Source organism: Botryobacter ruber, assembly GCF_003347595.2.
GTDB lineage: Bacteria > Bacteroidota > Bacteroidia > Cytophagales > Hymenobacteraceae > Pontibacter > Pontibacter ruber_A.
Map to the genome: position 1 here is coordinate 157,929 of NZ_QCZK02000015.1, position 12,940 is coordinate 170,868.

At 48.8% G+C, this 12,940-nt stretch carries 11 protein-coding genes and 2 tRNA genes; 6 read left to right on the forward strand and 7 right to left on the reverse strand.

What is annotated here, in order from left to right:
* Nucleotides 1–2: 2 nt before the first annotated feature.
* A complete protein-coding gene (locus DCW36_RS03170; RefSeq protein ID WP_114779467.1) occupies nt 3–443 on the reverse strand; it encodes a response regulator in 441 nt (146 codons plus the stop codon).
* A gap of 600 nt (nt 444–1,043) precedes the next feature.
* Here DCW36_RS03170 and DCW36_RS03175 point away from each other — a divergent pair.
* On the forward strand, nt 1,044–1,340 hold the full coding sequence (locus DCW36_RS03175) for a sll1863 family stress response protein (protein ID WP_114779469.1): 297 nt from the start codon (nt 1,044–1,046) through the stop codon (nt 1,338–1,340).
* Between the two features lie 487 nt (nt 1,341–1,827).
* Here the strand turns inward: DCW36_RS03175 and paaN are convergent, their stop codons facing one another.
* Nucleotides 1,828–3,492, reverse strand: coding sequence for a phenylacetic acid degradation protein PaaN (paaN, locus tag DCW36_RS03180; protein WP_114779471.1), 1,665 nt, complete (start codon nt 3,490–3,492; stop codon nt 1,828–1,830).
* Between the two features lie 252 nt (nt 3,493–3,744).
* The gene (locus DCW36_RS03185) at nt 3,745–5,673 is read right to left on the reverse strand and encodes an ABC-F family ATP-binding cassette domain-containing protein (protein ID WP_114779637.1); all 1,929 of its coding nucleotides are present in this window, start codon (nt 5,671–5,673) and stop codon (nt 3,745–3,747) included.
* Between the two features lie 432 nt (nt 5,674–6,105).
* On the opposite strand from DCW36_RS03185, the gene DCW36_RS03190 reads away from it, so the two are divergent.
* Nucleotides 6,106–6,657: a 2'-5' RNA ligase family protein gene (locus DCW36_RS03190; RefSeq protein ID WP_114779473.1), complete on the forward strand. Its 552-nt coding sequence runs from the start codon at nt 6,106–6,108 to the stop codon at nt 6,655–6,657.
* A gap of 288 nt (nt 6,658–6,945) precedes the next feature.
* Here the strand turns inward: DCW36_RS03190 and DCW36_RS03195 are convergent, their stop codons facing one another.
* Together DCW36_RS03195 and hslV are read right to left on the reverse strand one after the other, a co-directional pair.
* Nucleotides 6,946–7,917: a deoxyhypusine synthase family protein gene (locus DCW36_RS03195; protein WP_114779475.1), complete on the reverse strand. Its 972-nt coding sequence runs from the start codon at nt 7,915–7,917 to the stop codon at nt 6,946–6,948.
* A 144-nt stretch (nt 7,918–8,061) separates the two neighbouring features.
* Complete coding sequence (gene hslV / locus DCW36_RS03200) at nt 8,062–8,604, reverse strand: ATP-dependent protease subunit HslV (protein WP_114779477.1); 543 nt, start codon at nt 8,602–8,604, stop codon at nt 8,062–8,064.
* Between the two features lie 314 nt (nt 8,605–8,918).
* On the opposite strand from hslV, the gene DCW36_RS03205 reads away from it, so the two are divergent.
* The 4 genes from DCW36_RS03205 (at nt 8,919) to DCW36_RS03220 (ending at nt 12,443) form a co-directional block, all read left to right on the forward strand.
* Nucleotides 8,919–9,485 (forward strand): RNA polymerase sigma factor, encoded by a 567-nt coding sequence (locus tag DCW36_RS03205; protein WP_114779479.1) that lies wholly within the window; start codon nt 8,919–8,921, stop codon nt 9,483–9,485.
* Nucleotides 9,463–10,815: a porin family protein gene (locus tag DCW36_RS03210; protein ID WP_114779481.1), complete on the forward strand. Its 1,353-nt coding sequence runs from the start codon at nt 9,463–9,465 to the stop codon at nt 10,813–10,815. The genes DCW36_RS03205 and DCW36_RS03210 overlap by 23 nt, the downstream gene beginning before the upstream one ends.
* 112 nt (nt 10,816–10,927) lie before the next feature.
* Nucleotides 10,928–11,407, forward strand: a complete 480-nt coding sequence (locus DCW36_RS03215; protein ID WP_114779483.1) for a CHRD domain-containing protein — start codon at nt 10,928–10,930, stop codon at nt 11,405–11,407.
* Between the two features lie 409 nt (nt 11,408–11,816).
* The gene (locus DCW36_RS03220; protein WP_164891015.1) at nt 11,817–12,443 is read left to right on the forward strand and encodes a T9SS type A sorting domain-containing protein; all 627 of its coding nucleotides are present in this window, start codon (nt 11,817–11,819) and stop codon (nt 12,441–12,443) included.
* Between the two features lie 112 nt (nt 12,444–12,555).
* Here DCW36_RS03220 and DCW36_RS03225 read toward each other — a convergent pair.
* Nucleotides 12,556–12,629, reverse strand: a tRNA-Pro gene (locus DCW36_RS03225).
* A 48-nt stretch (nt 12,630–12,677) separates the two neighbouring features.
* Nucleotides 12,678–12,751: transfer RNA gene (locus DCW36_RS03230), tRNA-Arg, on the reverse strand.
* Nucleotides 12,752–12,940: the final 189 nt, after the last annotated feature.

Genomic DNA, 12,940 nt, shown 5'->3' on the forward strand with positions numbered 1-12,940 from the left:
GGTTACTTTTGCTTCTGCGAGAAAAACTCCTGCAGCACCTCCTGTATATCATGACGGGTAAGGGCTTTGGAGTAGTGTTTTTTTACCTTCTTGTACTGTTTTAGTCGTTCCAGGTCGTAAAAGCTGGCAGAAGAAGTCAGCATCATAATAATAACATGATCGCTGGAGTCGAGGCCCCTGCGCTGGTATTCTTCCAGAAACGAAAAGCCATCCATCACCGGCATCTTAATATCCAGGAAAATCAGGTCAGGGCATTTGTCGCCGGGCTTGCTGTCCGGTCCGCAAGTGCGGCTCAGGTATTCTATGGCTTCTTTTCCGTTTTTCAGTACTAGCACCTCCCTGGCCACCTTCATCTCATTAAGAAGTCGCTTGTTCAGAAAGTTTGTAGTATCATCGTCATCTACCAGTAACACCTGATCAAGTATAGGCAAGGATGTTGTCATTAAAAATGGGTTATTTATTTAACGCTTCCCATGTGCCGGGTGGCAAATGAGTATAAACTAAATTTTCTCTTCTTTGGCAAATTCCAGCTTTCCGATAAATATAATCTTACTGTATCGGAGCATCATTTCCAGCAGCAGCCTCTTGTGTTAATTTTTCGGATAAAGATAATAAACTTTTCATAAAGAATTTATATCCGCTGCTTCTTCAAAAAAAGAATACGCACCAGGTGCTTTCTTCTGTTTGCACAACAAAACAAACGGACAGAACATTCACTTTTTTAATTTAACTCACCAGGCGCTGGCAATCTGTGTTTTAACAACATACCGGACAAAAAAACAGCTCAGCACCTGCCACCATTCCTGCTGCTGCCTGCGAAAAGGCTGCTGCACCTGCCACCATTCCCGCTGCTCCTGTTTTAAAATTTTCGAATACCAATTTTACAAGACCTTCACTTTTTAAATGGACTGGCTACCGCAGCCAACAACATGACAGTGTTAAATTGATGGAATTGAGTAAATCCTTTTCTGCCTTTTCAGAGTATTTAGAGGTAGTACTGAATGCCGGTTTAGGTAAAATCGATCGACAATAAAATAAACTGTATGGATACTTATAATCTGAAACCAGAACACATGCGTGCTCCGGCTCATCTCACCAAGAAAGAGGTTCAGGCAAGTTTAGAAGAACTTGATGCTAAAATTAAGGTGCTGCGCGGACGTATAAATGCAACGACAGCCGACTCCAAAAATACCTACCACGAGCATATTGCGGCACTGGAAGCAAAGCGCGAACTGATTGCACAAAAGCTCTATCATACAGAAGATCATCACAGTAAATGGGACGATCTGAAAAAAGGAATAGAGAACCTGAAAACGGATATAGAAAAGATGTTCAAATAGGGAGTTTGGGAGTTTAGGAGTTTGGGAGTTTAGGAGTTTGGGAGTTTAGGAGTTTAGGAGTTAGAGAGTTTAAGAGGTAGAAAAGTAGAGATTTTGTAGGGGTTGAAGATTTTCAACCCTTTACAGGGCGTTAAAAACCTTTCTGCTCCAGCCTCTATTGCTTCTGCTGTTTGTCTGAACCGCTGATGGTAGTGATGGAAGGATGGGTGTGATTTTATTTTTGTCTGAATCAGAATTTAAAGAATTTTAGGATTTTCAGGATTAGGTTTGTCTGTGGTTCGTGCAGGAGACGCAGGCACCGCGTCTCTACAGATCATAATACCCAACGCTCTAACTTTATGCGCTGCTGTTAAAGGGTTGAAAAAAAGGGTTGAAGATTTTCAACCCCTACAAAATTTCTACCTTTCTACCTCCCAAACTTTCTACCTCTCTACCTCTTAAACTCTCTAACTCCTAAACTCCTAAACTCCCAAACTCCCAAACTCTCTTATCCTGCCGGCTCTCTAAAGCCTACCCAGGTAAAACGTTTCACTACAAACTCCGGGTTGGTGAAGGAGGCATTGCCGGCCGGGTTGCCACCTGTTACATGGTAATCGGAAAAGCTGGCATTCTGGTTCACGTAGATGCCGCCTGTCAGGTTAAAACTGACGGGGGTACCAGTCATTCCCATCTCATCTTTAATCCTTTCTTTTACCGCAGGGTCTGTGGTGTAGGCCGCACAGGAAATGGCGCCGTACGTGACAGCCATTTCAGCCGCCAGCTCAACCGACTGGGCTGTATCTTTTGTTTTTATAACAAGAATGATGGGACCGAACAGTTCTTTGCTGTAAGCTGCTTTATCAGCGGCATCCACTTCGTAAATCACGGGACTGCAGGTGCGGGCATTGGCAAACAGCGGATTTGTGAAGTCGCAGGAGCTGAGGATCGTTCTTCCGGAAACACCTGCTTTTACCCGCTCCACCGTGGCCGGGTTCTGAATGGCGCCCAGTACATGCGGTGCCGCTTTCGGGTTGTTCACCAAACTGCTGACTGCATCGGCCAGTTTCTGCACCACCACCTCGTACGGCACCAGTTCCTCACCGGCTTTAACACCGGGCGCCGGAATAAAAAAGTTCTGCGGCGCCGTACACATCTGCCCCGAATACAAACTCACCGAGAAAGCCAGGTTCTGCACCACCTTGTCCAGGTCCTCCACCGAATCGAGGATAACGGAGTTCACCCCGGTTTTTTCAGTAAACACAATTTTGCCCGGCAGGCGCTCGATATAGTTGCCAAACTCGGTGCTACCGGTATAGTCGATTAGTTTAACCTTGCGGTGCTCTGCCAGCTCTTTGGTGATCAGATGGTCGTCGGCATCTACGGCCAGCTGGCAAACGGCAGGATTGTAGCCGTTTTCAGCCAGCACCTTCTGCACTTCGGCTATTACGATGGCGATGGGCAGCACAGCTTTCGGATGGGGTTTCACAATAACAGGGTTTCCGGTAACGAGGCTCGCATACATGCCCGGCACCGTATTCCAGGTAGGAAACGTGGAGCAGCCAATCACCAGCGAGATCCCTTTGGGCACTGCCATCCAGCTTTTATGCAGCCTGACACTGTATTTCCCCATCTGCTTCTCCCACTCCGCAGAGCCCGGGAAACGTGTCAGCTCCTCGTAGCCGGCGGCAACCGCTTCCAGCGCCCGGTCTGCCGCATGGGGCCCCGAAGCCTGGAACGACATCATAAACGCCTGACCGGTGGTGTGCATGGTGGCATAGGCAATCTCGAAAAACCGGGACCTTACCCGTTCCAGCGACTCTACCAGCAAGGCAGCCCGGTCGGCAGGCTTTACCTTCCGCCACTCCTGAAACGCCTCTTCCGACCGCGCAATCAGCGTGTTTACCGGAAAGTAAGGATATTGTATCCCGAGTGGCTGCTGCTCATAAGGCGATTCCTCCTGCCCCACCCACTGCTCCGGGTCTTGCTGCTGCAGTTCTTCAAACTTATGGTTCAGGTAAGAGGTATATTTTCCGCGGCCTTCCTTATCAGCATTTTCCCCGTAAATTTCCGGGGAAGGATTTTCAGGAAACCAGGCAAAAAAAGTTCGCTCGTGCAGCGCCTGTACCGCTTTATCAAGTGTTTGCTGATGCTTATCTACCAGTTCCGGAGCCATAGTATTAACAGTTTTTCAGGTGAGGAAAACATTCTGACGACAGGGGAATATACGAAATTTACGCTAATGAATGTTAGCGTAAAACAGATTTATTCTGCCTTTTGTTTTACCTCATTTGCACTGTAGCTGCAGCAGCTAAGCCCCTTTCCCCTCCGGGTTTGTTCTGCTGTACCAGCCACCACAGCCGCTGCTCCTGCAAACAAAAGCTGCAGGAACAAAAAGCGGAACGCCTTATGCCCCAGCCGGATATTTCTAAGACAGCTTCCCTTCCAGTTCCTCCACCTCCAACATCAGCTTTTCCCATTCCTGGTTTGCTTTGTCGAGCTCTTTTTTGGCTGCTTCAAATTTAAGGGAGGTTTCCTGCAGCAGGTTAACGTTGGAATACACTTTCGGGTCGGACAGCTGCGCCTCGTACTCGGCCAGTTCTACTTCCAGTTTCTGCACCTGTTTTTCCACCTGGCTTAGCTGCTTGTTTGCCTGCTTGAGCTGGTTGTTCAGCGCGTTGTACTCACCGTTATCGCGCTGCGGCTTTGGCTCTTCTTTTTTGGGAGCCGGCGCACTGGCGGCTTCTTTCTTCGCCTCCTTCTCCCGCTTGTCCTGCCAGTTTTCGTACTCGTGGTAGGTGCCGGGGTATTCTTTCAGCTGAAAATCTTCGATGTACCAGATTTTGGTGGCCACATTCTCCACAAAGTAGCGGTCGTGGGAAATACAGATAAAAGTACCTTCGTACTGCTCCAGTGCCTGAATAAGGATGTTCACCGACTGCATGTCGAGGTGGTTGGTAGGTTCGTCGAGCATCAGGAAGTTGGCTTCGGAGATCAGCGTTTTGGCCAGCGCCACCCGCGACTTCTCCCCTCCCGACAGCACCTTGATTTTCTTGAACACATCGTCGCCGGTAAACAGGAAGGAGCCCAGGATCGTACGCAGCTCTACCTCCGATTTCCCGGAACCGGACTGCTGCAGTTCCTGCAGGATCTCATTCTCCACGTTCAGCGACTCGAGCTGGTGCTGCGCGTAAAACGACATGATCACGTTATGCCCCAGCTCCCGCTTTCCTTTAATAGGCTCGGTGCCGGCAATAATGCGCAGCAGCGTAGATTTACCTTTGCCGTTGGCGCCAATCAGGGCAATTTTATCGCCGCGCTCCACGTGCACGTGCGTATCCCGGAAAATGATTTTATCGCCGTAACTTTTGCTCATGTGCTCCAGCCGCAAAATGTGGCGACCGGGCTGCGTTTTGAAATTAAAGCTGAAATTCACCTTGGCGGCATCGGGAGCAACCTCTTCGATGCGCTCCATGCGGTCGAGCTGCTTCATGCGGCTCTGGGCCTGCTTGGCCTTGGTGGCTTTGGCTTTAAAGCGTTCGATAAAGCGCTCCGCCTGCCGGATCTGGGCCTGCTGGTTCTCGTAAGCGCCTTTCTGGATTTCGTTGCGCAGCGCCTTTTCTTCTACATAAAAGCTGTAGTTGCCCGGGTACACGTTCAGTTTGCTGTTGCTTACCTCCACGGTAATGTTGGTGGTCCGGTCGAGGAACTCGCGGTCGTGCGATACGATGACCACGGCTCCTTCGAACTTCTCGAGGTAGTTCTCGAGCCATTTAATGGAGGGCAGGTCGAGGTGGTTGGTCGGCTCGTCGAGCAGCAGCAATGATGGCTGCTGCAGCAGAATTTTTGCCAGCATCACGCGCATGCGCCAGCCACCCGAAAACGACTCGAGCGGTTGTTGCAGCTCTTCGGTCGTAAATCCGAGCCCTTCCAGGATAGCCTCAGCGTTTGCCTGCATGCTATAGCCGCCCAGGGTTTCGAAACGCTCCTGCAGGTTGGCCAGTTTATCTACCAGGTTGTCGTGGAAGTTGTTTTCGAACTCCACCAGCACCTTGTCAATCTCCTTCTGCAGGCTCAGAGCTTCCTCAAAGGCCTGCATGGCCACCGACAAAATACTTTCGTGCGTCTGGTAACTGAGCAGGTCCTGGTTCAGGAAACCGATGGTGGTTTCTTTGCTCATCTGGATGCTGCCACCGTCGGGCTTGTACTCGCCCACAATAATGCGCAGCAGCGTGGATTTGCCGGTTCCGTTCAGGCCGATCAGGCCAATTTTATCTTTTGGTTTTATATGCAGGTTGGCATCCTCGTACATGGGGCGGCTGCCAAAATGGAAACTCAGGTTATTGATAGAAATCATGTGCTCGGTAAAGATGTTACACAAAGGTACTTAATTTTAAAATTAAGATGCAGCTGTTATCCTGGCGATACAGGAACCGGTCTGCATTTAGCTCAGCGGTGTACCTATTGCTCCTTCAGTAACAGCCCTGTTGTGTTGTTTAGTTTCTGCAAAAAGAGATCAATGCGTGTGGCCGTATTCCAGCCTGACTTTTACAAATAATTGTGCATTGCCTGAAAGTCATTAATTTTGTGACAGATATTCCTGCTGCGCTGGAACGGGAGCGGCAGGTAAACTACAGTAGCAGGCAATACTTTCCGGAGGAGCAAACGATTAAAAAAGCTGGCTTTGGCAGAAGATTGAGCCATTAAAACCAAAATTACGTTTATAAAAATATGCCCGGTTTCATTTCAGTACATATCACATCAATCGCCATAAAATCAGCATAAGCACATGATTGCAATTACGTCGATACTGGATAGCAAACATTCGCAGTATGTAAATGATTTAACAGCGCTTCTGGAACAGAATTTTGGTCTGAAGGGTGTGATGCTTACGCCTTACCCGCACCTGACGCTGCTCACGGCCGAAGTACCGGATATAGACGAGCTGAAAGAGTACCTGGAAACGGTATGCCTTGAAACGCCAAGTTTTTCGGTGCGTACGACCGGCCTGGGTATTTTTCCGGGTGAGTCGCCTGTGGTGTATGTGCCGGTGCTTCGCACTAATGTGCTGAACCAGCTGCACACCAAGCTGCACCGCGATGTATCCGAAATGAGCAGCGAGATGGGTGTGTATTACAACCCGAACATGTGGCTGCCGCATATTTCCCTTGCCCTCGGCGACATGACACAGGAACTGCTTGGCCCCGTGCTCACTTTTTTAAGCCAGTATCAGTTTACCTGGGAAATGGTGCTGGACAACCTAACCATCATGCGAAAATCCGGCGACTATTTCCTGAAGGAAGAGGAATTCTGGTTCAGGAAACGCGAATTGATCAGCTAAAATCTGCAGTTGCCCCGGCAAAAACCTTCTCCAACACCTATCATCCTAATTGTTTCCCTTTCTTAGCAGCAGTGGCTGTGGTGGCAGGTGCAGCCAATAAAAAAAAGGGCTCTGGCCGGTTTTTCCAGCCAGAGCCCTTCCGTATTACAATACCAGATGCAAAAAGTAAAGGATCCTCTTCCATTTATAGCAAGCATTTCTGCAGCTTTCCCACAAGATCCTTAACAGGATGACAAAATGGGGAAAGGCTACAATGGAAGCAAAAAACCTTATTTTGCATGAGTAGCCTTACATATCCAGCACAATGGCAAAAATAAGCGGCGCCACAATGGTCGCATCCGATTCGATCACAAACTTAGGCGTTTCTTTGCCCAGTTTGCCCCAGGTTATTTTCTCGTTTGGCACAGCGCCTGAGTAAGAGCCGTAGCTGGTGGTGGAGTCGGAAATCTGTGCAAAATACCCCCAAAGCGGCACATTGGTGCGCTGCAGGTCCTGGTGCAGCATCGGCACCACGCAAATCGGGAAGTCGCCTGCTATACCGCCGCCAATCTGGAAGAAACCGATCGTCGATTCGTCTGTTGCCGTATTGGTATAGAAATCGGCCAGCTCTATCATGTACTGGATGCCGGTTTTAACGGTATGCACATTTTTGATGTCGCCGCTGATCACGTGCCCGGAGTAGATGTTACCCAGCGTAGAATCTTCCCAGCCCGGCACGAAAATAGGCAGGTTCTTTTTGGCTGCTTCCAGCATCCAGCTGTTTTTCGGGTCAATCTGGTAGTACTGTTCTAACTCGCCTGACAGCAGGATCTGGTAAAAGAACTCGTGCGGAAAGTAAGACTCGCCCGCTTTGTCGGCTTTCTCCCAGAACTTCAGGACCGAGTGCTCCAGGCGACGCATGGCTTCTTCTTCCGGAATGCAGGTATCGGTTACGCGGTTCATGTGGCGGCTCAGCAAAGCCTCCTCGTCGGCAGCCGACAGTTCCCGGTAATGCGGCACCCTCTCGTAAAAATCGTGGGCCACCAGGTTGAAGATGTCTTCTTCGAGGTTCGCGCCGGTACAGGAGATGGCGTGCACTTTGTCCTGCCGGATCATTTCGGCCAGGATAGTGCCCAGTTCTGCCGTAGACATGGCGCCTGCCAGCGTGATGAGCATTTTTCCACCATTGTTCAGGTGGGTTTTGTAACCTTCGGCAGCATCTATCAGGGCTGCAGCATTGAAGTGCTTGTAGTGGGTCTTCAGGAAATTTGTAACGTTCATAGTCTGTAGCTTAAAGCTTTTCCTGCTGCGCAGGCCAGCTTGCGTCCGCAAGTTATTTACAATTTGGTTTTAATTAACAGTTATTCGTTTTTTAAGTCAGAAAGTTTACGCCCAACGGTATTCCACCGGTTTCAGCCCCCTATGTTAGGCAGTAGGCTTTTCGATGATGAGGTTATGGTTGGTGTAAATACAGATATCGGCGGCAATGTCCAGGCTTTCGCGCACCATTTCTTCTGCCGACAAATGCGGGGCATGTTTTTTCAGTGCCAGCGCTGCCGCGTGCGCATACATACTACCTGACCCAATGGCAGCAATCTGATTATCGGGCTCCAGCACATCGCCTGTTCCGGAAATGATCAGCAGCTCGTTTTTGTTGGCTACCACCATCATGGCTTCGAGTTTGCGGAGGTACTGGTCGCGGCGCCAGTCTTTGGCCAGCTCGATGGCGGCACGTTTCATGTTGCTCTGGTAGGCATTCAGCTTTTCTTCGAAGCGCTCCAGCAATGTAAAGGCATCGGCCGTAGAACCGGCAAATCCTGTTACGATCTTACCATCCAGCAGCTTACGTATTTTTTTTACATTACTTTTGGCAATGTGCTTGTCCATGGTAGCCTGTCCGTCGGCTCCCAGTGCCACTTCGCCATTATGGTAGACACCCAGTACGGTAGTCGATCTTATTTTGGTCATGTTGTTTATGGTTCGGTTAGTGTATCGGGTAGAACAGCAACTTAAAAGCGCCTCCCCCCTTCTTTGTTTCTAAAGCTACGTCATCTTCAAACAAAAAGCCAAAGAAAAAGGATGCGCCATATTGTCTGTGTCAGCTTTTGCTTTACTTTCCTGAAGTTTTTAAGTTACATGGCAGCTTTGGGAAAGCGCAACCGGTTTGAGACGGTATTCTATTCCGTTCAGTCGTACTTATAAAACAAATGTTAATTTTTTTTCAGGGCGAGGCAACCGTTTCGGAAATTCCTCCGTGATGGGGACGCAAAGAAGGTAAATGAGTGAGTGAAACTGTAAGCAAAGAGGTAGACCTGCTGCTTCAGGGTTGCTTAAAAAGCGACCGCGAAGCACAAAGAAAGCTGTATAAGCTTTTCTACGGCTATGCCATGAGCATCAGTTTACGCTACTCAAAAGATACCGAAGAAGCCCGGGAGGTGCTGAACGACGGTTTCCTGAAGGTTTTTACAAAGCTGGAGCAATATGATCGTCAGAAGCCATTTAAATTATGGCTGCGGCGCATCCTGATCAATACGGCGTTAGATAATTACCGGCACAACCTGAAACATTATCATTTGTCGGATATAACCGCAGCCGAACCGGAAGCTGACACAGGCGATGTGTTGCAGCAACTCAACTACGAGCATCTGCTTGGCCTGGTGCAGGCATTATCGCCGGCCTACCGGGCTGTATTCAACCTTTATGCCATTGACGGTTATACGCACGAAGAAATAGCTGAAACACTGGGTATATCGGTTGGAACCTCAAAGTCGAACCTGGCTAAAGCAAGGGCTAATTTAAGAGACAAATTAACAAAGAGCAGGATAGATGAGTACAAACAACATATCTGACGAAGAACTCGACAACCTGTTCAGGAAGAGTGCTGAAAGCTACGATCCGCCCTACGATCCGGAAGCATGGAAAGCTATGGAACAAAAACTGGATAGTGTAGACGGGAAGCATTCGTGGTGGCACAAACTTTTCTACCCGCTGCTGTTGCTTCTGGGTATTTATTCCATCGTAGCTGTCGTAAAACTGGCGCAACAAACTGAAATGAAAACAAAGGCTGTATCAGAAAACAGGATTCCGGAAAGCAGGCAGCAGGTTAGCAACACCCCTGGAATTATTCCGCAGCAACCTTTACAGGAGAGGCCGAAAGTTCCTGTTGAAGTACATACGATTAAAAAAACTGCTGCTAGTAACCCTGTTACCGGTCAGAGCACTGCCGGTGCAAGCAAACCCCATAAGGTAAGCGCAGCAAAGCGACAGATCTTCCAGGACAAAATTCTACTTGTTACTGGCCGGGAAAAGCAGGATAAAAAGAGAGCGGATGCCGAACCAGTTGCAGAGGCTGCACAAGATACTGGTAATTCAATGGTCAACAGCCCTGTTTTGGGGAATAAGGTTCAGGACAGCATAGCGGTAAGTAAGTTTGATGACGGTGCAAGGTCTGCCCTGTTACCTTCTGCAGCCACACAGGCAACACCGGACACTGCGCAGGCAGCAGCACCTGTAGCGGAACAAAGCGTGGAAGCAGACAGCAGCAGCCTGAACAGCAAAACAAACCGCAGAAGTCCTTTTTTAAGCAGTTTGCAGGTGGCCCTGCTTGTCGCGCCCGATTTTACAACCGTAAAGCTCCGGAACCCGGAGGCGATCAGTGCGAATGCCGGTATTGCTGTAGGCGTTCCTGTCACGAACAGGATCAGCATCCTGACTGGTGTGGTGTGGGCAAACAAAGTATACGGCGCCCGACCGGAAGATTACACGCCGTCTGACGACTACTGGAGCGGCAGGAAATTACCCACCTCGATAGATGGCGTCTGCAAAGTACTGGACATACCCCTGAATGTCAGCTACCGGGTACTGGAATGGGGTAAAAACAGCTTTGCCGTACAGGCAGGCCTTTCGAGTTACATTATGCTAAATGAAAAATACACTTATAATTATGACTACAGTTATGGATCCTACAAAAAAACAGTAGAAATAGCGAACCAGAACAAGCATTGGTTTGGCGTGCAGAACCTGTCCGTGAGTTATAGCCGAAAGCTGTCTCCTGTGTTCTCTGTTGGCGTGGAGCCCTTTGTAAAGATACCCCTTACAGGTATTGGCGCCGGGCATATCAAGCTAACCAGTGCAGGCATTTTTTTAACGGCAGGGTATACCGTCTCACGGAAGAAATAACGAGGTCCGGGCAAACCTCCGAAGCCTGATATAACACAGCATGAACTGTGTTACACCTAGCGCTTATGCCCATTTTTTTACCATTATATTCCAATATTTAAACTAAAAAACTATGAAAAATTTCAGAAATTACTGGCTACTAGCCAGTGTGCTGCTCAGCTTTATGATCGTGGTCAGCAGTTGCGATGACGACGATGACGATAATCCCACAAACGAGGTTAAATTCAACAACCTGGCCTTAACCGGAGCAGCCGAAGTTCAGACACCTGCCGTTATGACGAACGGTTCGGGTACAGCAAACATTACCTACAACAAGGACACCAACATTATCAGTTACAACATAACCTGGACCCTCGGAAATGCTTCTGACAAGACGGTTGGCATGCACTTCCACGGCCCCGCCACCCGCACGCAAAACGCCTCCGTTGTCATCCCAATAACCCTTCCCAACGACAACTCGTCCGGCACTGTCTCCGGCCAGACCCGTGCGTTAACCCAGGCAGAGGAAGACCAGTTGCTGAGCGGTATGTGGTATTTAAACATCCACAGCTCAACCTATACGGGCGGGGAACTCAGGGTGCAGGTCGAGTAACAGGCGTTGTTGCCGGAGTTGCTGTGCAGCATTAAATCCTGCACAGGAGCTCCGGCCTCTGCCTGTATAAAAAATGAAAGTAAAGCGTAGCTGGCATTATCCGAACTATTGTTTAAACAAGTTATTAATGCATTCATTTTACACGCACGTGCAGCAACAATTAAGATTTTTAGCCAGTATAATAAAAAAACAAGTAAACATACTGGCTATCAATGTACTAAAAACAATAAACAAGATTAGACCAGGCTACTCCTTACCGTAATACGCACCCGAACCCAGTATACCGGCAAGTAAATAATCACCCTTATACTTTTTGAAACTACGCATGCCAGGAGGCTTCTGTGATAGCAGATCCATCCTGCTTATAACTGATATTCATAGTGTAATAAATCATTTAACCCCCAGCATCATGAAAAAAAATGTACTAGTGCTACTGATAGCTTTCATGACAGGCTTTCAGTTCGCTGCCACAGCAGTAGATCACACAATACAGGTGGCCGATTTTCAGTATAACCCCAGCACGCTCAACATTAATGTCGGAGACCGGGTAATCTGGCAATGGCAGTCCGGCGACCATCCTACCCAGTCAGACAGTAGTCCTGCGGCTTGGGCTACCTTTCCGATCAATACAGAAAGCCGTACTTTTACGCATACGTTTACAGCAGCAGGCACCTACCCCTATCATTGCCAGTTACATGGGACCCCGACTTCCGGTATGCGCGGTACTATTACCGTTTCATCCGTAACCGGCATCAAGCAGGAAAAGGGCATGGCAGCTGTTATGGAAGTTTACCCGAACCCGGCCCGCGAAAATGTAATGGTGAAACTGGATGTATTCAGCTCCAAAACATATACCTTAACCCTGACTAACATGATCGGCCAGACCGTTTCCGTGGTAACTGATACTGATTTTCCGGCAGGTTCGGAAGAGGCGGTGGTGCTGGATGTGAAGAGCCTGCCTTCCGGTATCTATTTCCTCCGGCTGCTGGCTAACGACAAGATTATGGACACCCGTCGGTTGATCCTGAAAAAATAAGCAGGTGCCGGCTTTCAGCAGCAAGGTGCTTACAGTAACAGTTAGGTCTTTGTGATTTGTTTTCCTGAAAAAAGAAGCGGCTACCCGGTTATCCGGACAGCCGCTTCAAAAGTCGGAGTGGCGGGATTCGAACCCACGACCTCCAGCACCCCATGCTGGCGCGATACCAGGCTACGCTACACCCCGAACAGAAAAGGAAAGCCCTGCATTGCTACAAGGCTTTTCAAGTTTCTGTGCACCCGAGAGGATTCGAACCCCTAACCCTCGGAGCCGAAATCCGATATTCTATCCAGTTGAACTACGGGTGCCTGAACGTGCACAAAAATAGAAACTATGCTGATAAAAGTAAACATCTGGCAAAAAAAATATCAACTATTTCTACCAGCAGCAACACCCTTTCGCATCTGCCGCACCCTTACCGGCAAATTCGGTTTTACCAGCAAATGTTTGTTAAACAGAAACAAGACTGAGATACAGCAGCTTACCAGCTCAACTTA